At 59.9% G+C, this 21,999-nt stretch carries 20 protein-coding genes; 4 read left to right on the plus strand and 16 right to left on the minus strand.

Annotation, left to right across the window (positions count from 1 at the left end; genetic code table 11):
* Positions 1–205: 205 nt before the first annotated feature.
* From HWX22_RS29245 to peaA, 16 genes are all read right to left on the minus strand, one after another.
* Positions 206–1,795, minus strand: coding sequence for a sigma-54-dependent Fis family transcriptional regulator (locus tag HWX22_RS29245; protein WP_051889733.1), 1,590 nt, complete (start codon positions 1,793–1,795; stop codon positions 206–208).
* Positions 1,796–2,215: 420 nt separating this feature from the next.
* Positions 2,216–2,755 carry a hypothetical protein gene (locus HWX22_RS29250; RefSeq protein WP_051889734.1) on the minus strand — a complete coding sequence of 180 codons (540 nt, stop codon included), beginning with the start codon at positions 2,753–2,755 and terminating at the stop codon, positions 2,216–2,218.
* 239 nt (positions 2,756–2,994) lie between these two features.
* Positions 2,995–3,255, minus strand: a complete 261-nt coding sequence (locus HWX22_RS29255) for a hypothetical protein (protein ID WP_208456632.1) — start codon at positions 3,253–3,255, stop codon at positions 2,995–2,997.
* Between the two features lie 166 nt (positions 3,256–3,421).
* A complete protein-coding gene (locus HWX22_RS29260) occupies positions 3,422–3,604 on the minus strand; it encodes a transporter (RefSeq protein ID WP_175865953.1) in 183 nt (60 codons plus the stop codon).
* A 61-nt stretch (positions 3,605–3,665) separates the two neighbouring features.
* Positions 3,666–4,442, minus strand: a complete 777-nt coding sequence (gene benD, locus HWX22_RS29265) for a benzoate diol dehydrogenase BenD (protein WP_175912438.1) — start codon at positions 4,440–4,442, stop codon at positions 3,666–3,668.
* A complete protein-coding gene (gene benC, locus HWX22_RS29270; protein ID WP_175912436.1) occupies positions 4,439–5,461 on the minus strand; it encodes a benzoate 1,2-dioxygenase electron transfer component BenC in 1,023 nt (340 codons plus the stop codon). The genes benD and benC overlap by 4 nt, the downstream gene beginning before the upstream one ends.
* A 39-nt stretch (positions 5,462–5,500) precedes the next feature.
* Entirely contained in the window at positions 5,501–5,989 is a 489-nt protein-coding gene (gene benB / locus HWX22_RS29275; RefSeq protein WP_175912433.1) for a benzoate 1,2-dioxygenase small subunit, read from the minus strand.
* Entirely contained in the window at positions 5,986–7,344 is a 1,359-nt protein-coding gene (locus HWX22_RS29280) for a Rieske 2Fe-2S domain-containing protein (protein ID WP_175912432.1), read from the minus strand. Before HWX22_RS29280 ends, benB begins: the two co-directional genes overlap by 4 nt.
* A gap of 115 nt (positions 7,345–7,459) precedes the next feature.
* Positions 7,460–8,395 carry a catechol 1,2-dioxygenase gene (gene catA / locus HWX22_RS29285; protein ID WP_175912431.1) on the minus strand — a complete coding sequence of 312 codons (936 nt, stop codon included), beginning with the start codon at positions 8,393–8,395 and terminating at the stop codon, positions 7,460–7,462.
* A 309-nt stretch (positions 8,396–8,704) separates the two neighbouring features.
* The gene (locus tag HWX22_RS29290) at positions 8,705–9,037 is read right to left on the minus strand and encodes a cytochrome c (protein WP_175912430.1); all 333 of its coding nucleotides are present in this window, start codon (positions 9,035–9,037) and stop codon (positions 8,705–8,707) included.
* A 30-nt stretch (positions 9,038–9,067) separates the two neighbouring features.
* Positions 9,068–10,288, minus strand: a complete 1,221-nt coding sequence (locus HWX22_RS29295; RefSeq protein ID WP_043179565.1) for a hypothetical protein — start codon at positions 10,286–10,288, stop codon at positions 9,068–9,070.
* Positions 10,289–10,292: 4 nt separating this feature from the next.
* On the minus strand, positions 10,293–11,699 hold the full coding sequence (locus tag HWX22_RS29300; protein WP_175912429.1) for a cytochrome c: 1,407 nt from the start codon (positions 11,697–11,699) through the stop codon (positions 10,293–10,295).
* Positions 11,700–12,313: 614 nt separating this feature from the next.
* Positions 12,314–13,426, minus strand: a complete 1,113-nt coding sequence (gene peaD / locus HWX22_RS29305; protein WP_175916900.1) for a quinohemoprotein amine dehydrogenase subunit beta — start codon at positions 13,424–13,426, stop codon at positions 12,314–12,316.
* A 34-nt stretch (positions 13,427–13,460) separates the two neighbouring features.
* A complete protein-coding gene (qhpC, locus tag HWX22_RS29310) occupies positions 13,461–13,784 on the minus strand; it encodes a quinohemoprotein amine dehydrogenase subunit gamma (RefSeq protein WP_175912428.1) in 324 nt (107 codons plus the stop codon).
* 1 nt (position 13,785) lies between these two features.
* A complete protein-coding gene (peaB, locus tag HWX22_RS29315; RefSeq protein ID WP_043179570.1) occupies positions 13,786–15,213 on the minus strand; it encodes a quinohemoprotein amine dehydrogenase maturation protein in 1,428 nt (475 codons plus the stop codon).
* A gap of 99 nt (positions 15,214–15,312) precedes the next feature.
* A complete protein-coding gene (gene peaA / locus HWX22_RS29320; protein ID WP_208456499.1) occupies positions 15,313–16,911 on the minus strand; it encodes a quinohemoprotein amine dehydrogenase subunit alpha in 1,599 nt (532 codons plus the stop codon).
* A gap of 714 nt (positions 16,912–17,625) precedes the next feature.
* On the opposite strand from peaA, the gene HWX22_RS29325 reads away from it, so the two are divergent.
* From HWX22_RS29325 to HWX22_RS29340, 4 genes are all read left to right on the plus strand, one after another.
* Positions 17,626–17,937 carry a high-potential iron-sulfur protein gene (locus HWX22_RS29325; protein WP_155291860.1) on the plus strand — a complete coding sequence of 104 codons (312 nt, stop codon included), beginning with the start codon at positions 17,626–17,628 and terminating at the stop codon, positions 17,935–17,937.
* A gap of 200 nt (positions 17,938–18,137) precedes the next feature.
* The gene (locus HWX22_RS29330; protein ID WP_175825373.1) at positions 18,138–19,862 is read left to right on the plus strand and encodes an ABC transporter ATP-binding protein; all 1,725 of its coding nucleotides are present in this window, start codon (positions 18,138–18,140) and stop codon (positions 19,860–19,862) included.
* The gene (locus tag HWX22_RS29335) at positions 19,855–20,559 is read left to right on the plus strand and encodes a S8/S53 family peptidase (protein ID WP_043181296.1); all 705 of its coding nucleotides are present in this window, start codon (positions 19,855–19,857) and stop codon (positions 20,557–20,559) included. Before HWX22_RS29330 ends, HWX22_RS29335 begins: the two co-directional genes overlap by 8 nt.
* On the plus strand, positions 20,556–21,872 hold the full coding sequence (locus HWX22_RS29340; protein ID WP_043179573.1) for an FAD-dependent monooxygenase: 1,317 nt from the start codon (positions 20,556–20,558) through the stop codon (positions 21,870–21,872). Before HWX22_RS29335 ends, HWX22_RS29340 begins: the two co-directional genes overlap by 4 nt.
* Positions 21,873–21,999: the final 127 nt, after the last annotated feature.

Raw genomic sequence — 21,999 nt, forward strand, 5'->3', positions numbered from 1 at the left:
GATGATCGCTCGTTTCGGAAACCGGTGATCAGCGATCACCTTCGACCGAAACGGCCGATCACCATCAATCGGAACCACTGATCACGTTCAACCGAAATCGCTGATCACGTTCGCCGAAATACGCACCATGCGGCTCTGGCAGCGATGCCAACCCGTCTTTGTCGCCTTGCGACAGGCAAGCCCGACCTCACGGGAGTCGTACCGACTAGGACTTCACGACTTTCTTCCAGCGGTAATTGAATTGCCTCGGCGTGAGTCCGAGTATCTGAGCTGCGCGCGACTTGTTTCCGCTCGTGCGCAACGCTTCCTTAAGTTGCTCCGCCGTATGCGAATTGTTCGTCAGATAAGGCCGCGCGACGGAGGCGTGATGATGTCCCGGCAGCGACCGTTCCACCGAAGCCTTCTTATCCACGAGTTCCGCAGCGGGCATGAAGCGATCGATATCGTCAGCCTCCAGAATAGCTTTTTCCGCAAGTAGCACGACTCGCTCGATGAAGTTCGACAGTTCGCGAATGTTTCCTGGCCATGTATGCTCTTCCAGACGCCGATAGGCGTCGGCCGATAGGCTGACATTACGCTGGTTCGCCTGATTCGTCCGGTTGAGGAAATGCAGCGCCAACGCACGAATATCGCTTTTTCGCTCGGCAAGCGACGGGAGTGTGATCGGAATGACATTCAACCGATAAAACAGATCCTGCCTGAAGCGCCCTTCGCTCACTTCTTTTTCGAGCGTTCGATTCGTCGCCGCGACAAGCCGGATATCAACGCGAATCTCGTGCTTCCCACCGAGTCGTGTGATCATCCCCTCCTGAAGTGCGCGCAATAACTTGCCTTGCATCGACAAGGGTAACTCACCGATTTCATCGAGAAAAATGGTCCCCGACGACGCCTGCTCGAATAGGCCCTGTCGGCCTGTGTTCGCTCCAGTGAATGCACCACGCTCATACCCGAACAGCTCCGACTCGAATAGTGAGTCGGGAATTGCCGCGCAATTCACCTTGATGAATGGCTTGTCGCGTCGCCGGCTCGCGAGGTGGAGCGCCCTCGCGAATAGTTCCTTACCAGTGCCCGATTCCCCAAGCAACAGGACGCTAGCCGTCGCATCCGATACTCGTTCGAGCTCGGATATCGCCTTGAGCAATGGCGCCGATGTCCCGACGATCCCATAGCGAGCGCTTTCGTGTTCCAGCGCATGCAAAAGGATGCGATTTTGTTCTTCGAGTGCGCGTGTCTTTGCTTCGAGAATCGTCTGTAGTTGCAGCAACTGTCCAATCAATGTTGCGAGGATGCGTAGCATCGACACATCGTTCGCGATCGCGCGATGACGTGTGCGAATGCGATGGCAGGCGAGTACGCCGACCGTCTGATCGTCGATGCGAACGGGCAACGCGATAAACGAAACAGGACCCGGCGGTAGATCTTTGCGCGCGACAGCACGTGCAAGGAAAACATCGTCGCGATCGATATTTTGCACGATCACCAATTGTCCATGGGCGAGCACGTGGCCTGTCACGCCTTCGTCGAGACGGTAGCGGCCACGGTCGATTTCGGACCGCGTTAAGCCGTATGCATGCCTGATCCGGCAGGTCTCGCCATCGGGATCTTTGAGAACCACACGGCCACGATTCAAACCGAGCAGTTCCGACATCAAATGCAAGATCTCCCTCAGGACGATATCCGGAGTAAGGCTCTTCCCTACCAGATTCATGACATTCTGGAAGAGCAACATCTCCTGCTCGCGCCAAAACGCAGGAGAATCACTTTCACGACTCAATTGCTTGTCAGGAAGTTTCATACGGGACCACACACCAGAGCGATGCATCGAGTCTACTCGCGCCAATTTTCCCCGCACAATTCCGATCGCACCGATCGGTTCAAGGTTCGGGCTGGTTCACTCCGGGCAGCGACCGAAGCGGAATCAGCGGACTCAACACACAACTCATCAAGTGCACTGACCCCAACAGCAGCTTCTCGGCGCCTCTCGATTCTGCCTCCACATCGGTGACAATCAGGAGTGCCAGCGCCATCAGTCACTTCCAAAGGCTTCATGGCACTGCCGTTGTGAGGTCGGGCAACAGTCACAGCACAATTCTTCGATCCGGTCAGTGGAACAGCGGTGCATGCGAACTCGAAGCACGGCCGTGCCTCTGCGTCGCCTGGCAATTATCGGTGTAGCCCTCACACGCAACGTTTCAGAAAGCCACTCCTCGCCCTCTCAATCCGGCACTCGTTGGTCGACCGACGAGAATTGCCTGAAGGTAAGAAAAGACAATGTCAACAATGCGCTTCCGATACCAACGGCCAGCGGAAAAATCCAGTTGGCATGGGGCATGACCTGTGGCAAAAGACCGACCGCAAGCGCAGGAGTAACGTACACGCGACTGAGACGCAACGTCACGACCCCGGCCAGCATAGCAAGGATCGTTGATTCGAAGCCTGGTCCAAAGAGAGCGAGCGCAGCTACACCAGCCGCTGCTGTGATCATGCAAACACATGGCAATATAATAGGACGTTGCGCCCATGGCCATATGTCTGCGTGCGCAAACATCTCGAAAGCAATGACGACGAGGGGTGGGAAGAAGATCATCCTGATCCCCACCCACGTCGAAACAAGATATGCAAGCAGCAAGAATGCTGTAAAGAACGGCACCCATGTGAATTGCCGAGGTACACGCTCCAGTTCGTCATCGAGAACGTCAACCGGGCTAGACCGTGTTGAAAGTTCGCTGGCGGCAAAAAGCCCCTGGTGCGCCATCGACAGACCAGCGAGTAAGCAGGTTCCGACTAGTATCGAAGCAGGATACTACCAACTCGTCTCGCCTAGCGCCAACGCCAGAAAGCAGGCTGAAATTGCTGGCGCCACGGGTGATCGCAGTACCTTGATGATCGCGATCGACCCGAGGACGCATGCTGCGATCGACCAAGGTCCATATGGCATGTAGTGGGTAACAGCTACGCCCAACAGAGCTGCAATTACGGGCGTGATCGTGAGCATCAATGGCGCGCGCGCCCATATCCGCACGGCCGGACGAAGACGTCGTAAGAAAGCGCCGCAAGTTCAGGAAATAGGATCGACGCAATACCAATCACCGACGCAGCCTTGGCGATACCGCCCATGAAGCAAAGAGAGGCAAAGATGCCCAACAGGAGGATTCGGGAGTCTGGCTTGAACATGGAGCGGACTTCTCTGGAGCGCAGTAGGATTGAGACTTGTTGGACTTTCACCGCCAGGTCGCCTGAAAACCACGACACCATTGCGACTTGATCGTAGTTTTGCGTAGAGTCGACCGAACGGGCCACACAATGACTTTCATTGAACCCGGGGACTCAGCGGCGGAGTCTGAAGGAAATTGCAAAAGCGGGCGAGAGCCTCAGGGGACTGACCCGACCGTCAGCACGACGGTTTCCTCTAGTGGGAATGTCAAGCAAAAAATGTTCTTTTGAACACCGTGACTCGCACGCAAGAGTTCAATCTCAGCGAGAAATTCCAGCGGCTTTCAACGAGAGTCAGCGCATGATTGACGTTGTAGCTGCCGGTGGGAAGATAAACGAAAGGCTTGATGCCAAGATGGCGATTGCTGCCCGGATCGTTGAGCAACCACACTGTTCGGCGTCTTCGCGCGGGCCGTCTGACTGTCGATGAACAAAGGCAAGCGGCGTACTGCTCAACCCGTATCGCCGCCCGCGACCGGCAGCACCGTGCCGGTGATGTAGCTCGCCTCGTCGGACGCGAGGAACAGGATCGGCGCGATCTGCTCGTCGAGGCTGCCGTAGCGCTTGAAGTACGTCGATTCGGTCACCTGCCGCACGGCCTCGCCCATCCATGCCTGTTCCTGTGCGCTGTCGCCGGCCGCATTGCGCGGCACGCGGCGCGGCGGCGCGCTGGTGCCGCCCGGCGCGGTGGCGACGACACGAATGTTGTGCTCCGCGTACTCCATCGCGAGCGCCGACGTCAGCGCGTTGACGCCGCCTTTCGCCGCCGAATACGGCACGCGACGGATGCCGCGCGTCGCGTTCGACGAGACGTTGACGATCGTGCCGCCGCCGCGCGCGATCAGGTGCGGCAGCACGGCGTGACAGGTATAAAGCGTCGGCATCAGCGAGCGGCGGATTTCCGCGTCGATCTGCGCCGGCTCGAATTCGGCGAACGGGCGCATGCGAATCGCGCCGCCGACGCCGTTGATCAGGATGTCGATGCCGCCGAACGTCTGCACCGCATACGCGATCGCCGCGTGCGCGCCTTCGTAGGTTTCGAGATCGGCGACGAAGCCCGCCGTCTCGCCGCCGGGCGCCTCGGCCGCCACCTCGGCGACGAAATCCGCGCGATCGACGAACAGCACGCTGCCGCCCTCGGCCGCCGCGCGCAGCGCGACGCCTCGGCCGATACCCTGCGCCGCGCCGGTGACGACGACGACCTTGCCGGAGAATCGTTGCATAGTCATGCCGCCTTTGCCGTGACGTTGGGGGTGAACTTCTCGTAGTGGAAGCTGTTCGGCTTCACGCCTTCGTCGTCGAAATACTTGCGCACCGCGTCGACCATCGGCGGCGGCCCGCACAGGTACACGTCGACGTCGCCGTCGTTCAGCGCATCGGCCGGGATGTGCTGCGTGACCCAGCCCTTGCGCGGATGGTCCGACGCGGCATCCGCGATGACCGTCGCGAAACTGAAGTTCGGCAGTTTCGCCGCATACGCTTCGATCGCGTCGACCAGCACGAGGTCGAGATCACGCGTCACGCCGTAGATCAGGTGCACCTTCTGCTGCGAGCCGCTGCGCGCCAGCACTTCGAGCATCGACAGGAACGGCGCGAGACCCGTGCCGCCCGCAAGGAACAGCAGCGGCCGCTGCACCTCGCGCAGGTAAAAGCTGCCGAGCGGCCCGTGCAGTTCCAGCGTGTCGCCCGGCTGCGCCGATTCGAGCCACGTGCTCATCACGCCGCCGGGAATCTTCTTGATCAGGAAGCTGACCTTCGCGTCGGCCGGCGCCGACGAGAACGAATAAGAGCGATGCTGGCCGCTCGCGGGCACGTCGATGTTCACGTACTGGCCCGGCAGGAACACAGGCGCGGCCGCGCCGACGTCGAGTTCGAGCACGACGGCCGCGTCGTTGTGCTGCTCGACCTTCGTGACCGTCGCGGCAAAGCCGCTCTGCCCGGTCTTGCACGCGACCGACGAAGTCGGCACCGCGATCACGCAATCGCTTTGCGGCACCATCTGGCACGTCAGCACGAGGCCGCCGTCCTTTTCATCCTCGGTGAGCGCGTCGTCGATGTAGTCGTCGCCGAGGTCGTAGCGGCCGCTTTCGGCGCGGCACTTGCAGGTGCCGCACACGCCGTCGGAGCAATCCATCGGCAGGTTGATCTTCGCGCGGAAGGCGGCGTCGAGTACCTTCTCGCCGGCCTTGCAATCGATAAAGCGGGTTACCCCGTCCTCGAAATTCAGTGCAATCTTGTAGGTGGACATGGTGTCACCTCCACTTCTTTTCATGACAAAACAACAGCGTCAGACGTGGTAAACGTCGAGCACCTGCCGGATGTAGTCGTTCTTCAGCACGATCTTCTTGTGCGAAATCAGCAGCGCATCGCCTGCGCGGCGCAGCGTGACGAACATCGTGCCGAAGAAGTGATCGGTCACGCGGTAGCGGTGGTTGAGCGTGTGGAAGTTGTAGCGCACGTCCACCTCGCCGTCGCGCTCGGCCAGCACCTCGACATTCGTCACGTTGTGGCTCGTGCGCGGCTCGGGCGTCGACGCGCCGCTGCGCTCGGTCTTGATCCGGAACACGCGATCCTCGAGGCCGCCGCGATCCGCGTAGTACATCAGCGAGATCTGGCTGTGCGGATCGTCGGTCAACCGGTCCTCGTCGTCCCACGCAGGCATCCAGTATGTGACGTCCTCCGCGTAGCAGGTCAGCCACTCGTCCCACTCGCGTTCGTCGAGCAGGCGCGCTTCGCGATACAGCGTCGCGCAAATGGTCCGGTAATCGATGTTCATGCCGCCACCTCCCCGCGTTCCTTCTTCAGCGCATCGCGCATCACGTGCACCCAGTGTTCGTGCTGGCACACGAACAGCCCTTCGTCCTCGCTGCGCTCGCCCGAAATGCGCGGGTTCAGTCCCATTTTCCTCGCGTTGTCGTCCGGCCCGTCGACCCACAGCGGTGCGCCGCGCGACAGGTCGTTCCACATCGCCGTGATGCCCGCATAGCCAGCCTGGCACGCGCGGAATTCCTCAAGGTCGTCGGCCGTGCCCATCCCAGTCACGTTGAAGAAGTCCTCGTACTGGCGGATCCGAGTCGCGCGGTCCGCTTCGCTCTCACCCTTCGGCGCGAAGCAGAAAATGGTGACTTCGGTCTTGTCGACGCCGAGCGGACGCACTACGCGGATCTGCGTGCTGAACTGGTCCATCAGGAACACGTTCGGGTACACGCACAGGTTGCGCGTCTGGTTCACGATGAAATCGGCCTGCACTTCGCCGACGCGTGCCTTGATCTCGTCGCGGTGCTGGTACACCGGGCGCACTTCCGGGTTCATCGTCTTGGTCCACAGCAGGATGTGGCCGTTGTCGAATCCGTACACGCCCGCGACCGACTTGCTCCAGCTGTTCGCATCGACCGCCTTGGTTCCGGCTTCCTTCCGGCGGCCCATCGTGGCCGCGTAGTTCCAGTGCACGGTGCTGACGTGATAGCCGTCGCAACCGTTCTCCATCTGCATCTTCCAGTTGCCTTCGTAAATGTAGGAGGAGTTGCCGCGCAGCACTTCGAGCCCGTTCGGCGCCTGGGCGACGATCTGGTCGATGATGACGCGCGTCTCGCCGAGGTAGTCCTCGAGCGGCAGCACGTCGGCGCTGAGGCTGCCGAACAGGAAGCCGCGATAGTTCGCGAAGCGCGCAACCTTCTTCAGGTCGTGCGACCCGTGGGTGTTGAACTGCACCGGATACTCGGTGGTCTTCTCGTCCTTCACCTTCAGCAGCTTGCCGGTGTTCGAGAAGGTCCAGCCGTGGAACGGGCACGTGAAGCTGCCCTTGTTGCCGTGCTTGCGCCGGCACAGCATCGCACCCTTGTGCGCGCAGGCATTGATCACCGCGTGCAGCTCGCCGGTCTTGTCGCGCGTGATCACGATCGGCTGGCGGCCGATCCACGTCGTGTAGTAATCGTTGTTGTTCGGGATCTGGCTCTCGTGGGCCAAGTACACCCAGTTGTTCTCGAAGATATGCTTCATCTCCAGTTCGAACAAATCGGCGTTAGTGAAGATATCGCGGCGGCAACGAAAAACACCGGCCTGCCTGTCATCTTGCACTGCGGTCGACAGCAGATGATCCAATTCGTTAGCTCTGTCAATAATGATGGACATGTTTGCTCTCCAGAACGCGAATCTGATCGTGCACAGAGTTCGCGCATCTATGTCGAATGACTCCACATTTCCCCGATTGGCGGCAGTGCTAGCGCACCGCTGCCATACCGGGCAGTTACGCCGTGGCCGAAGCGCGCCGGCGATGGACAATCTGGTTATCAACGCCCTGAACCAGCGGGGTCAGCACGAAGTTGAACTCGATGTCCTGATATGTGTCGGCCTTCAGGCCCAACGCCGTACCACCGGTCATGTCCGCAACATGAGGAATCAGTTCCTCGCGTGTGGCGTACGCGAAGTCGTCCCAGATAAGCGGATCGCCTTCGATGTTGAACTGGGTCGTCAGCTTGCGGTGATTGCGACTGGTGACAAAGAAGTGCACATGCGCAGGACGATTGCCATGGCGGGCAAGTTCATTCAACAGCTGCTGCGTCGCACCGAGTGGCGGGCAGCCGTAACCAACCGGCATCAGCGTGCGGAATTCGTACCTGCCGTCGGCACCAGTCCTGACCGCGCCGCGCAAGTTAAATTCGCTTTGAGCGCCCGTCGGATCGAAATGCGAGTAAAAGCCCTTCGAATTGGCATGCCAGCATTCGACGACCGCCCCGGCAACGGGCTCTCCATCTGGTCCGGTGACAGTACCGCGGATGACAAGCGGGCCTGAATCCGCATCAGGATTGATGTCGATCCTGGATACACCATCGCGCAGCGGCGCCCCAGCCACATAAAGAGGTCCCTCAATGGTTCGCGGTGTACCGTCGTTAATGCCGATAGCCTTATCCTCGGCGTCCATGCGGATGTCGAGGTACTTTTCGAGTCCCAAGCCGGCAGCAAGAAGCGCAGCTTCTCCGTCCTGGCCGAGCTTGTTCAGGTAGTTCACGCCGGCCCAAACTTCGTCGGGCGTAATATCGAGATCAGCGATGGCCTTGAAAAGATCACCCAGCAGGCGATGAACTATCTCCTTGGCGCGAAGATTGCCGCTCGTGGCTTCAATATTGGCCGCGGCTTTCAGAAGGTCCCGTACTTCTTTCGTGTCGAATACTTTGGAATTCATAGCTACCATCTCCAGTTCTCAATCCTCAGAATAATTGACTGAAGTCACGCCCACCTACTCGGAATCATGTTCCTGAAAACTTCTGGAGAATCTCGAACGAATTCTTCTATTCATTCAATCGATCTCAAATCGTGGCGCAAACTGCAAGAGTGAAGTTCGTTTAGTCTATTTATACGCCCCACCCAGTCACAGCGTCCAATACTTTGGATAACAGACTTCTATATCAGCCAGGTATCGCGCGTACGCCATTGGCGTAATATCGCTCAGACTGCCCGAACGAATGAAACGTACACCCCCTAATGGAACAACTCAGTCGGCGACGCGCGGCAAGCTCCCGAAATACGTGGCGATGTTGACGATGTCGCGGTCTGACAGCGGTTTTGCCATCGCATTCATCGTCGGGTTCTGGCGCGTTTGCCCGTCGCGGTACGCGTGCAGCGCAGCCTCCAGATAGTCAGAATTCTGACCCGCGAGATCCGGCACACCAGGAATCCTCGCGATTCCGTTTGTGTTATGACAGGCGAAGCAGACCGCGGCGCGGCGCGCACCGGCACCTACATCGGGAACCGTGTCGATCGCCTGCGCGTGGGCAGCGTTATTAATAATCAGCAGCGTGAGACCAGCAAAAAGAGTCGATTTCATGTGAACGATTTCTGAAGCATTTACCGCAGATCAAATGAAGCTGTTGCGATACGAGATCGCAATCCCGTAGGCGAGGAACACGGCTATCCAGAGCCCAAGCACCGCCAGCGCTCCAGTACCAAGGCGCCCGACCGGGCGCTCGGCGGTGTAGCAGTTCTGGACCCTGCCCGCACGGTACAGCAGCATCAGATAGAAACCGCCGACAAACCCACCGATTCCCGTGAGCGTTGTAAAGAATAGGAACGTTGACGGCCAGTCGAAGTGGACAGGGTAGCTATGCACGTCATAGCCGAATGGTCGCAGGTAGGCAATGCGAATGACTTCCCGCCACAGCGAGAGAATTGCAAGCAACGCAACGCTCGCGACAGCCGGCAGGTAGCCATGCGTTTCCGGCGCGAACCGATGCATCCACCACGCCATCACGACCAGGCCAGCGACGAGCAACCAGCCAACCGGGTGCTGCGTGAGCCCGCTCGCGTGCGGCAAATCGGCTTGCCATGCGAGTGATGTCACGACAGACAGCGTAAATCCCCATCGAGCGATACGCTGCCCGAGTCCACACACGAATGAGAGATATCCCGGTTCACGATCGGCGCGACCGGCGAAGTATTGCGCGTAGACGAGCAGGAACACGCCGACACCCGGCACAGACAAGCCCATGATGAACAAGTAGCGCGCCCATTCAATCGCGTGTAGCGCCGCTCCGCGCGTATCAACAGCGCCGCCCTGCGCGTACCACTGAATCCACTGCTGCGGCAGAAGTTCCTGATAGGACAGTGCGTGCATGATGAGACCGTCTAGGCAGAACAGCGCGAGCGCACTCCATGCGTAAAGGCCGATACGCGCCTTAGAACCCGAGTGATTGCCGTGGTAGAAGGCGAACCAGCAGCAATAGCCGACGATTAGCGTAAAGATGAATGCAATCGCCCAGCGCCCAGACAGCACGTTCGACGTGTACCACTGCGGGTCGTAGATCACTTGCGTAAATAGCAAGGGGCCGACGCCGAGCACTATCAGTAGCGACACTGCGACCTTCGCAACCTTGGTCAACGCGAACGACAGCCGCTCCCAGTACGGGCCCACGCCACGCCGGTGAAACGCGACAATAGCGAGCCCAGCGCTGCCGAGCGCTAGATGCACGAATGCGATATGCAGGACCCAGGTAATCACCATCAGCACCTGAAACACGATCGGCTGGGCGGGCAGTCCAGCTGGATCGCGCATCGTGTTCATCACAGTTCCGATATCCATGGCCTTACTTCCTTGTCGATGCGGGTACGATCGACGCTTGTTGCTGTGCAATCATTCGGTTCACGTTTTTTCCGGCGTTCACCGTCGCGAGGTAGCTGGAGATTGCGCGGATCTCGTCGTCGGGCAAATCGATGCGTGGCATGTATGGCTGTGTGCCATGCTTGAGCGGGCCCTTCATGAAGGCGGCGATCATGTCCGCGTCGGGCGCATAGTGAAACTTGCCGGGCAGGTTTCGCAGCGGCCCGCCCGGCTCTAACGAGTGGCAATTCGCACAGGCCATCTTTGCCAGCAGCCGGCCTACCTCGAGTTCGTTCGCATCCGTCACGGCGCGCAGCCGGTCTGGCACGAATGGGTTCAGCTTCAGCAGACCGTATGCGGCGATCGTGTCGACCTCGGACTCGATCCCCTTTGCCGGCACGTCACGCGCGATAACCTGGTTGCCGTAAATGTACTGGCCGGCGACGTAAGGCTTACGCATCGATTCGCGCATCCGCTCCTCCGGCCAGACTCCAAACACCGCGATAAAGAGGAACATCGCCACCGCTAGCGATGTGGAGACCTGCTGCGGGCGCCACCACGCGAAGAGCAGCCACAGCGTCGCGACGACGAACACGCAAACCATCTCCTTGCCGTAGACTGGAAGAAGATTCGCGTTGAGCATAACAATCGCGTTATTCGGCAGCGTACGCAGGTAGTACAGGAACATCAGCACCGCGACGAGACCTCCGACGAGCCCAAGGGGGGCTAGCAAGCGCACGACGTCTCGGCGCTGGTCAAGGTCACTCACTCGGCTTGCTATTAGCAGGCCGACGACCGCGGCCATCACCAGCATCGCGCCGGTGCGCGTGCCGAGTTGGGCGAAGAAATTGACATTGAAGAATGCATCGCTCGTCGAGCCGGTCTGGTACCAGCGATCGCTTCCAGGCCACATCATGAACGACAAGATTCCAACAATCAGAAGCATCGTCGCCCACGACGCGAGCGCGAACGACCAGGTGAGCTTCAGGTGGGTCTTTGGATCGACCTTGCCGATCAGGTAGACGAGCGCGTATACGCCAATCACCTCGACAGTGAAGTAGACCCATTCGCTCGCCCAGACCCACACGAAGTTGTGGATTAGGCCGCTAACACCGCGCGGGCTCGCGACGGTTATCGCATACCAAATACCTGGACCCGTGATCGAGCCGATAATGTACGAGAAAACGAGTAGAAACATCCCGTACTTCTTGATGAATTCCATCAACTGCGGTTTGTTTTCACGATAGGCGCGTGTTTCGAGCAGGGCGAACAGAAACGATGCACCGACCGACGTATGGGACGCAACGACGTGAATCACGCCGATGATGCCCATTACCCAGGCTGTGCCAATGCCTGGAACGTAGAAAGTCGGATACATGCCAAGTACCGCCATACAAATATTCCTTTTCTTATAGACAACTACTAAAATCAACTGGCCGCTAAATCTCTCAGCGTACCGTCATATTTCACCTTCTCGCATCTCATAATTTCCCACGCAATGGTCGGTCTCGATCGAATGACCTCGTTTCAACTCAAATGAGCTTGCGCCAGACTGATAGCGCGTACCGTTCCACGGCTTCTTTCCATCAGCCACGGTTTAAGAACTGCTTGATGTATTCGCGTTCGCGTTGGCCAGGTACGTGCTCACGTGCCGATCCGAGCGTTTCTCAGGTGAGCTGTTGCCGCTGCGCTTCATGTTTCAGGTGACATGAGGCGTATCGTGATATCGACGACATTGTGAATGTCTGCGCGAGCCCCTTCTCGAAATCGAATATCTTGCGGGCGTGCGACAGCGACGTCACCACGCCAATGCGAGCGCCCGTTTGCTGCGGCCCGCGATAGACCACAACACCGCACCGAAAACAGCTGGTAAGCGCATTGGCATGACGTCTGCAACCTGCACCACATTGCTCGCGGAGGTACCGAGGGCACTGTAGTCCGGCGTCCGCGCCAGCAATAGAGCTGGACGCGGAATACGCTTTCGGTGAGCCCAGCGCACCTAGCAAGTCATCGCATGAAGATTTGAGGAGTAGCTTGTGCGGTATCACCGCTCAAGCGAATCTCCTTGATTTTCTTCATTGTGTCCGCATCGATTACGCTAATTGAATTAGCCGCTCCTGCTACATATACCTTCTTGCCGGCTTTATTCAGCGCCAACACGTAGTAAGTGTGATCAAGCGGTGCCTCGCCAACAAGCTTTTCGGTCTTCGAATTGAATTTCGCGAGTCGATTTCCGACGACATACACAATATCCGGATTTGTTGGAGAACGTACACCACTGAAAAACACTTCCGCAACAGGAGCGAAGTCCTTCAGCGACACCTTGCCGGTCGCAAGGTCGATGTCAATGTAACCATACATCGTTTCATTTGTACCGGGAGTCTTCTTCTCGTCTTTGAAGCGATCGGCAGTGTAAATCGAATCGAACGAATTCTGTGGAAGTTGCTGCGGCCACGCATTCAAAACGTCTGGCTGCCCATAAAGCGGCCTTTTCCAGTTCCGAACCGCAACAGCGACGTCGAGTTTCCCGGATTTCACGTCCATGCGGTAGACATCCGCACCTGAAATATACAAAGATCCGTCGTTCGCAGCCATCATAACCCCGAGTTGACGCGGGACAGGAAACGTTCGGATCGGCTTTGCATCCATGCCACCACTGGTCGAGTACACTTGTAGACGCGGAGTCTGAACTTCATAGGTGTCGCGATTGAGCTTGGTTGGGTTGACGACGCTGTATACCTCCTTGCCATCAGGGCTCACCGCAATGGAGAACATCGATTTCACGCGTTCACCGGGTCGGTCCGAGAGATCCGCATGGAATACAACCTTGCATGTATCAAGCTCTACACCGTAAAGATCGCCGTATCGATTGTTCAGTACATACGCGCGCGTTTTATCTGGACTAATCGTCACCGTCCCCGGATTAAACGCATCTGGCAACGAGCATGTCTTATATATCTCATCGCTGGATGTGTCCACAACAGTCAGAGTATTAGGATAACCAACAATCGCGAGATACTCGCGCCCTGTCTTTAGCGCGCCATTCGTCGCAGCTACACTCACCATCGGGCCAGTCGACAGAATCGCTGACACGATAGTCATACCCAAAAACTTCTTCATTGACATATTTATTCCCCAGTGTGTGCGGTGTCGATTACTTATCCTTCGGAAACACGCTGCCAAGCTTGCGCCAGTCGGTGCTAGCTACGGAATCGGATTTGTTCCAGTTCGGGTAAGTGATCATCGTGTCCGGCACCTGAGCGGGCCACCAACACGGATCAGAGCAGCCATAAAGATCCGCCTCCATTGGCTGGCACAATGACGCAATGCCTCCGAATGCATCGGTTTCCCAGCCTGGGTCGGTTGTAGCAGTACAGCCTGCAACAGACGTCATCGCGACAACTTCTTCGAGCCGGTCTTCCTTCGCGGCTTGCTCAAGCTGCTTTGCCTTGTTGTTAAGCGGCTTTAGGTGTTTCATGTCAGTGCGCCTTCCGCGGAGTAATGTAGTTGTCGATGAATGCCGGGTTTCCTGCAATGATGCGGCTGTAGACCTCAATGCCGAAATCGATCCAGTCACGCATCAACTCACAGTAGTGATAGGTCGGGTGCGCCGGGTCGCCATAGCGTGCATAGCTCTCGTGATAGCAACCGCCCGAGCACAGATTGCGGATTCGGCAGCTGTCGCAGCCTGTGCCGCTGCGGTCGAGGCGCTGCGACAGGAAGTCATTGAGCTGATCCTGCGCGACACCATCGCGTACGTTGCCGAACGTCGGCAGTGTTGAGCCCGTGAAGCGGTGGCACAGGTTCAGGTCGCCCTTGTGATCGACTGCGAGCATCTTGAGCCCCGCGCCGCACGGCAACGACTTCTTGTTCCCTTCGTGCAGGTCGGTGATTAGTTGATGCAAGTTCGAGAAGCCGATGTTGCGGTTTTCGAGCGCCGCCGTCAGATAGCGGCGGCCGAGCGCCTTCATGTTCGCGAATACCTGCGCAAGTTCGTCTGGGCCTAAATTGAACGAGTCAAGTTGACCCGATGTGACGGGCGCAAAGCCGACTTCCGCAAAACCAAGCTCGTTGAACAAGTGATTCCAGATCCCTTCGATGTCGGTCACTCCGCTTGTCAACGTCACGCGCGCGCCGACAGGGCGGCTGCGGTAGCGCTTAAGCAGCATATCGACCTTGCGGCGCACAACGTCATACGTGCCCGAACCACCAACCGTTCGACGATTCAAATCATGAATCTTTCTCGGCCCATCAATGCTGATCGACAAACCGAAGCGATGCGCGTCGAGCCAATCGATGACCTCTTCAGTCAGAAGCGTGGCGTTGGTCGTCATTACAAAATCAACCTGCTTTCCGAGCGCGCCGAAGCGAACCTCGCAGTATTCGACCATGTGCTCGATCAATTTTCGGTTGCTGAGTGGCTCACCGCCGAAGAACACAACCGTGTAGCGCGGTTCATCCGGCGACTCTTTGAGCAACATCTCGACCGAAGCCTTCGCAGTCTCGACGTCCATCCGACGCCCAGCAGACGGCGTGTCGAGATCCTCCTTGTAGCAATATGTACAACTCAGATTGCAGCCGGTGTTGACGTTAAGCACGACGGTATTGATCGCGGTTCGCTCGATGCGCTTCGTAGCGAATTCCGGCGTCAACGGGGAGCCATCACTAACAACTTCAAGCGCCATCAGCTCATTAAGCGTTTCGGATATGTCACCACGCGGGGACGTACCTAGCCGGGCGAATAGTTCTTCGGCAGTGCAAGTACTAGCACGCAATGAGTCGATGATGGCCGCCGTGAGCTCGTCGGCAGCGAACAGTGAGCTACTCGGCACGTGGAACATCAGACGCTCATCGTCGACGCGCACTTCATGCACATTGCGCTCGACTACATTCAACAGCGCGCCCATGGGAATCTCCTAGCAATCTCTAAGTTTTGGTCGGACCGAAGCCCTGGAGAATGCCGCTCGGACCGCCTGCGCGGCCCGACGGCAAAGAGACAGCACAAATCATGGCAGCGGCGGATTATTCCAGCGCTGAACCGAAACGACCATCTGCCCCGTGCCAGTAACGGTGCGATTACCGTTGGTGACCGATGCGATGACCTTCAGATTGCCCGTGTTGTTGTTGGACCTGCGCCGCTGAGGGTTCGGCCCAGCGTTGGCCGGCGTGAAAATACCGGTCGCGCTCTGCATCACGCCTGCGTACTTGACGTCGTTGTCGTTCTTCGCCTGATCGTCGAATGGTGCGACCGACCATTGCGCCGGCATATAGCCGATTCGGAACGGCTTGCCAGCCGCATCCACCCCCCAAGCCTCCGCATCAAAGCGCCCTTGCACCTTCGGCATTGGACCGCCATTGCCTCCGATCCGAGCAATTGCGTAGTTAGGCAGAACCTTGACTTCCTTGACCTCTTGATAGACTGCGAAACCATCAGATTGCGCTGTGCCGACAGAAACCTGTCGCGGACCAGCGACGCTATCACTGCTGGACTTCACTCGCACTCGAAGATACTCAGGCGTGCGCTCGAGCACAGATGTAACCGTTACACCCGAGCCCAATGCCGGGGTTCCTTCGAGATTCGGACCGACAATCGTCACCGTCGACTCACTACCAGCCTTCACATACGCCGGCTGAACAGCAAGGATGTGCGCCTTGCCCAGTTTTGCCGCACTAAAATCGAGACCTCGTTCGCTGTGCTCGTCTTCGTACATGCGGCCGCTCAATTGACCTTCAGCGGCCATCAATACCTGGTGCATCAGCACGCCACCAACCTTGACATTGGCACGCCATTCGTAGCCGGTATAAAGCGTAGCGGTACCAGCACCAACTAACGGGCTGCCGTCCGCAAACTGTCCCTTCAACTTCACCTTGAAGCCATCCTTGTCGCCGCCCGTCACGGTCATCAAACCGAATGCGTCGCCTTTCCCCGGCATGTGTCCGCTGAAGCTCCATGTACCGGCCAGCGACGTCGCCGGCGGCTGGTTTTTCTTCCAGTCGTCCCACGCCTTGCTGTCATACGGAAAGTTCTTTGCGAGGTACGGCGCAATGTCGGTCACCGCGATCTTGAACCAATCGCGGTCGCGCCCCAACGACGAATATTCGATCGATGGGAATTGTCCAACGTGGAAGTTCACAAGCCGCTCCCACTCCTGCACTGGACGGCGCTGCAGCAATGGTCGTGCGGCGGAGTGACAACGCGCACACATCTGTTTGAACTCATCCGAGCCAGCGGTCTCCTGAGTGTTCAAGCGTTGTTCGGGCGCGTAGCGCAGGTCTTTTGTTTCCGAAGGCGCAAGCCCTTGCGTATCCGACAAATATTTAACGAGAATTCGCCGTTCTTCGTCGCTAATTGTCAAGCCATGCATCGTCTGCATCCGGCCGATCGTCAGCAACCAACCCTCCGGGGTTTTACGCTGATGGCTGATACGACTCCACGAATCCTTTGATTCCGCGGCGTGACAGGCCGCGCATGTCTGACTCAGAATCGCTCGCGCATCGCGGGGCGCTTGCACTTGTGCATGAGCCGCACCCGAAACCAGCGCGACCGGCATGGCCGCCGCCATGATGCCCATCAACCTGCTGCGTCGAATGAACGTTTTTAACAAAGCGCTGCTCCTTTGAGAGGGGTCTTGATTCGCCTAGGATCGAAGGGAACTGGCGTGGGATTACCGTTATAAGCAGGTTCCGTGCCAACGATAAACCACACGTCGGGCACCCTAAAAAACGTCCTAAAAACGCTGGCCCGCATTTCAAATACTGCGGGAAAATCCCTATTCAATTTTTTTCTTAAAAATACATCGACACCGCATCTCTCCAGGTTGGCGCAGGCCCCTGTTCCCGCGTCCCACTCCCGTCCCACGAGAATTCCCAAAATGGGACAAAGGGTCGACCTTGAGCGACACCGGCATCGCTCGATAATGCGTCGGCGGGCTCGCTCGCAAAAGGATGGGAAACCTCGCACAAGTTGAAGAGGCAACAGCCCTGAAGCTGGCATGCAATGTGCTTAATCAACCATCTGCAAGTTGCGCTGCTGCGCTCGCACGGTTTATATGTAATGCCTACCGTGGCGGCAGGCTCTGCTGGTGGCTCCTGCAGACGATTAACCGTTTTGCGTGGCGGCGTGCCTCGCAGGCATGTCATGCGCTTGATCGGGCGTCGCCGTTAAGAGTGGTTGAAGTTTCCGATCCATCATCGTGTGGGGTTGGTGGTCGGGCGACGAGTGTCGGAACGGCCAATACGAATCCCTCCGATCGGACAGATAGCGCGACCTGATTCATTCATCGATAATTTTGAGACTAGCAATCCCTATGAAGCATCAACTGAATCGCTCCCGACGCAGCTTTGTCATCGCAGTTGCCGGCACCGTATCCGCACTAACCCTCGCCAGCACAGCACGAGCGGAGGCGCCAATGCTGGACGAGAACGACCCGGCGGCAAAAGGACTGGGATATCGCGCCAACGCTACGAACGTTGAAAGGGTCAAATACCCGCGTTACCAGGCGGGGCAAGACTGCGGGAACTGCAGCTTCTATCAAGGAAAGCAAACGGACACGGCAGCTGCTTGCCCCCTCTTCGCCGTCAAGCGAGTGTCCGGGAAGGGCTGGTGCAGCGCGTACAACAAACGCGCCTGATCATGTGCGCGACGCGCCACCACACGCGTCGCGCCAAACCACGGCATCAACCGCCAATTGCGCCGTGGAGACCAGCGGCTGACGGCCAATACTCATTCCGAAGTCGACCGCGGATGTCGAATTCGGAGAAGGCAACGTCGACCGTCAAACTGTTCCGCATTTGACCAACGAGCAATCCTCCGAGCCAAGGTCCCATGTTGATGAGGTTCATTCTGCGCTTCGTGCAAATCGATGATCGAGCACAACTCGCGCGTTCGCTTGGCTGGCTGTACGGCTTCGTGCGGCCGCACCGGCTCGCGATCGCCGGCCTGCTCTCGCTGTCGGCCTGCGCGTCGCTGCTGGCGCTCTCGCAGCCGTGGCTCACGAAGGAGCTGATCGACCGCGGGCTGGTCGGCAAGGACTTCCGGATGCTCGTCGCGGTCGCGTTTGCGATGGTGTTCGCGGGCTTCGTCGGCACGCTGCTCGGCGGCATCAACCGTTACCTGCACACACGACTGTCCGGCCGCGTGCTGTTCTCGCTGCGCAGCGCCGTCTATGCGCACCTGCAGCAGCTGTCGCCGTCGTTCTACGGGCAGCGCCGTCTCGGCGACCTGCTGTCGCGCCTCGACGGCGACATCGCCGAGATCCAGCGCTTCGCGCTCGACGCGCTGTTCTCCGCCGTGTCGAACGTGATCGGGCTAGTCGGCACGCTCGCACTGCTCGTCACGCTGTCGTGGAAACTGTCGCTGCTCGCGCTGCTGCTTGTTCCGTTCGAGATCCTGTGGCTGCGCACGATGCGCCGCAAGGTCGAGCGCGATGCGCGCTCGGTACGCGAAGGCGCGGCCGACGTGTCGTCGTTCCTCGTCGAAACGCTGCCCGCGATGAAGTTCATCCAGGCCGCCGGCCGGCAGCGCGCGGAACAGGCGCGGCTCGACGGTCTCGGCGACCGCTACATGGAGCGCCTGCTGAAGCTGCAGGTGACCGAATTCGTCACGCAATCGGTGCCCGGCACGCTGACCTCGCTGTCGCGCGCGGGTGCGTTCATTGTCGGCGGCTACTGGGTGATTCGCGGCGACTGGCCGCTCGGTTCGCTGATCGCGTTCTCCAGCTATCTCGGGATGGCGATCGGCCCAGTGAAGAGTCTGCTCGGGCTCTACGTCGCGCTGCAGCGGATGACGGTCAGCCTCGGCCGCGTGATGGAGCTGCAGCGCGCGCCGGTGGCCGTGCAGCCGCCTGCCGCCGCGCGCGAGCTGCCTCCGCGTGGCGATCTCGAATTCGTCGATGTGTGGTTCGGGCACGACGAGCGCGCGCAGCCCGTGCTGCGCGGCGCCGGCGCGCGCGTACCGGCCGGCAGCAAGGTCGCGCTGTCGGGAATGTCGGGCAGCGGAAAATCGACGCTGATCGATTTGATGCAGCGCTTCTACGACCCGCAGCGCGGCAGCGTCCGGATCGACGGCATCGACCTGCGCGACGTCGATCTCGACGCGCTGCGCCGCCACGTCGCTGTCGTCAGCCAGGACACCGTGCTGTTTCGCGGCAGCCTCGCCGACAACATCCGCTACGCGGCACCGCTCGCGACACACGACGACATCGTACATGCCGCACGCGCCGCGCAGCTCGACGAACTGATCGCGACGCTACCGGGCGGACTCGACGGGCCGGTCGGCGAACGCGGCCAGCAGTTGTCCGGCGGCCAGAAGCAGCGCATCGCGATCGCACGCGCACTGCTGCAGGCACCGGCGATCCTGGTGCTCGACGAAGCGACGTCGGCCGTCGACGAAACGACCGAGCGGCAGGTCATCGCGCAGATCGACACGCTGTTCGGCGATCGCACGCGCATCCTCGTCAGCCACCGCGCGTCGACGCTCGCCGGCGTCGACCTGCATTTCGAGCTCGCGGACGGCCAACTTACGCGACGCGTGCACCGGGATGTCGCACATGCCTGACGATCGCGCCGTGGATCGCGCCGTGCGCGTGGGCGTCGTCGACAGCGGCTATCCGCCGTCGCTGAGCGCACGCGTCACCGACGCGCGGCGCTTCGCGTTCGACGCTGCGTCGGTGCTACATGCCAGCGCCGTCGAGCCGGACCGGATCGGCCACGGCAGCGCGATCTGCATGACAATCGCGGCTGCCGCGCCCGAAGCGGCGCTGGTCGTCGCGCAGGTGTTCGAGGCGCGCGGCGTGACGAGCGCCGCGCAGATCGCGCACGGAATCGACTGGTTGCTCACGCAACACATTCGCGTGATCAACCTGAGCCTCGGCGTGCGCGCCGATCGCGACACGCTGCGTGACGCTTGCGCGGCAGCCGTCGCGCAACGCGTGATCGTGTTCGCATCGAGCCCCGCGCAAGGAACGCCGGTGTTTCCGGCCAGCTATCCGGGGATCGTGCGCGTCACCGGCGATGCGCGCTGCACACCAGGCCAATGGTCGTGGCTCGACAGCCCGCAGGCCGATTTCGGTGCGGTCGTGTCGAGCGGCGCACCGCGTGCGCTGGCCGGCTCGAGCATCGCGTGCGCGGCGCTAAGCGGCTACGCGGCGCGCTGGTTCGCGCATCATCCCGATGGCGATACGACGGCACTGCTCGACCATTTACGCGCGAACGCTGCCTACCTTGGCGTCGAACGGCGCACCCACGCCTCATGAGCCGCCCGTCGATCGTCGTGCTCGGCGCGGGACCGGCGGGCGCCGCCGCCGCGCTCGGCCTCGCGCGGCTCGGCTATCCGGTCACGGTCGTCAGCGAATGGCGGCACTTCGATGCGGTTGAAGGCGTGTCCGATCGTGTGCTGCAGGGGCTGCATCATGCCGGACTCGTGCAGGCCGCCGCATGCGCATTGCCGCCGTGTGCGCGCACAACGCGCTGGAACGGCGACACGCGCACGCTCAATCACGAACACCTGATCGACCGCAGTCGTTTCGACGCGGCGCTGCGCCGCGATCTAGCCGGTGCGGGCATTGCGGTGCGTGAAGCAACGGTTCGCGTGGTGCACGCCGACGGCGACGGGCACGCGATCCGCATCGACACGCCGACCGGCGAGGAAACGCTGTACGCGGCGTTCGTCGTCGAGGCGCGCGGCCGGCTCGCGCCGCTCGCGCGCGATGCGAGCCGCGGGCCGCAGACGCTGAGCCTGCTGAACGTGTGGCAAGGCACGCCGGGCGATGCAGCATCCGGGATCGAGAGTATGCCGGACGGCTGGGCTTGGATGGCGCGCCTGCCCGACGGCCGCTGCTACTGGCAGGCAACGCTCGACGTCGCGACCACGACGCTGCCGCCGCGCAACGCCCTGCCCGGGTGGTGCGCGACGCTGCGGCAAACGCCGTTCGCACGTGACTTCTTCGACCTGGACGCCCGCGCCGAGGCGCGCGTGTTCGGTCGGACCAGCAGCGCGACGCTGTGCGGCGACACCGGCGGCACGAACTGGCTGCGCGTCGGCGACGCGGCGATGGCCGTCGATCCGCTGTCCGGCAACGGTATCTTTCAGTCGCTGTCGTCCGCGCTGCAGGCGCCGGCCGTCATCCACACGCTGCTCGCGCACCCCGAGCGCGCGGCGCTCGCGCTGCGCTTTCACGAGCGGCGGATTACCGCGCTGTTCATGCGCTTCGCGCGGATCGGCCGCGACTTCTACACGCTCGACACGCAGTGGGCGGACCGACCGTTCTGGCAGGCGCGCCGCGCGTGGCCCGACAACGCGCCATCGCATCGCGCGCCCGATTTCAACTCGCTCGCGATCGAGCGGGCGCCCGTGATCGACGGCGACACGATCGCCGAGGCCGACGTCGTCACGAGCCCCGACCAGCCGCTCGGGATCTGGCATCTGCAAGGCATCCCACTTGCGCCAATCGTCGCTGCACTGCAGCTCCAGCCGACCTGCGAAGTGCTCGCATCCCTCGATCCACGGCAAGCAATACTCGTTCAAAACTGGCTTGAATCACATGGCTATCGCCGCGAACAACCATAACAACATCTCCTACAACCTCACTGCGAATCCGCGTACTGCCCACGAATTCAGTTGACTTTGCCAACAAGTCAAACCACTTCGCCGATGTCCATGATATTTGATTTGGAATGCTTATATTCATGCATGA

This window comes from Burkholderia sp. BCC1638 (assembly GCF_902833195.1).
Classification (GTDB): Bacteria; Pseudomonadota; Gammaproteobacteria; order Burkholderiales; family Burkholderiaceae; genus Burkholderia; species Burkholderia diffusa.

Excerpts from the sequence above, each read along its gene's own strand:
- HWX22_RS29245 (WP_051889733.1), bottom strand. The coding sequence starts at position 1,795 with ATGAAACTTCCTGACAAGCAATTGAGTCGTGAAAGTGATTCTCCTGCG.
- HWX22_RS29250 (WP_051889734.1), bottom strand. The coding sequence starts at position 2,755 with ATGGCGCACCAGGGGCTTTTTGCCGCCAGCGAACTTTCAACACGGTCT.
- HWX22_RS29255 (WP_208456632.1), bottom strand. The coding sequence starts at position 3,255 with ATGGTGTCGTGGTTTTCAGGCGACCTGGCGGTGAAAGTCCAACAAGTC.
- benD (WP_175912438.1), bottom strand. The coding sequence starts at position 4,442 with ATGACTATGCAACGATTCTCCGGCAAGGTCGTCGTCGTCACCGGCGCG.
- benC (WP_175912436.1), bottom strand. The coding sequence starts at position 5,461 with ATGTCCACCTACAAGATTGCACTGAATTTCGAGGACGGGGTAACCCGC.
- benB (WP_175912433.1), bottom strand. The coding sequence starts at position 5,989 with ATGAACATCGATTACCGGACCATTTGCGCGACGCTGTATCGCGAAGCG.
- HWX22_RS29280 (WP_175912432.1), bottom strand. The coding sequence starts at position 7,344 with ATGTCCATCATTATTGACAGAGCTAACGAATTGGATCATCTGCTGTCG.
- catA (WP_175912431.1), bottom strand. The coding sequence starts at position 8,395 with ATGAATTCCAAAGTATTCGACACGAAAGAAGTACGGGACCTTCTGAAA.
- HWX22_RS29290 (WP_175912430.1), bottom strand. The coding sequence starts at position 9,037 with ATGAAATCGACTCTTTTTGCTGGTCTCACGCTGCTGATTATTAATAAC.
- HWX22_RS29295 (WP_043179565.1), bottom strand. The coding sequence starts at position 10,288 with ATGGATATCGGAACTGTGATGAACACGATGCGCGATCCAGCTGGACTG.
- HWX22_RS29300 (WP_175912429.1), bottom strand. The coding sequence starts at position 11,699 with ATGGCGGTACTTGGCATGTATCCGACTTTCTACGTTCCAGGCATTGGC.
- peaD (WP_175916900.1), bottom strand. The coding sequence starts at position 13,426 with ATGAAGAAGTTTTTGGGTATGACTATCGTGTCAGCGATTCTGTCGACT.
- qhpC (WP_175912428.1), bottom strand. The coding sequence starts at position 13,784 with ATGAAACACCTAAAGCCGCTTAACAACAAGGCAAAGCAGCTTGAGCAA.
- peaB (WP_043179570.1), bottom strand. The coding sequence starts at position 15,213 with ATGGGCGCGCTGTTGAATGTAGTCGAGCGCAATGTGCATGAAGTGCGC.
- HWX22_RS29330 (WP_175825373.1), top strand. The coding sequence starts at position 18,138 with ATGAGGTTCATTCTGCGCTTCGTGCAAATCGATGATCGAGCACAACTC.
- HWX22_RS29335 (WP_043181296.1), top strand. The coding sequence starts at position 19,855 with ATGCCTGACGATCGCGCCGTGGATCGCGCCGTGCGCGTGGGCGTCGTC.
- HWX22_RS29340 (WP_043179573.1), top strand. The coding sequence starts at position 20,556 with ATGAGCCGCCCGTCGATCGTCGTGCTCGGCGCGGGACCGGCGGGCGCC.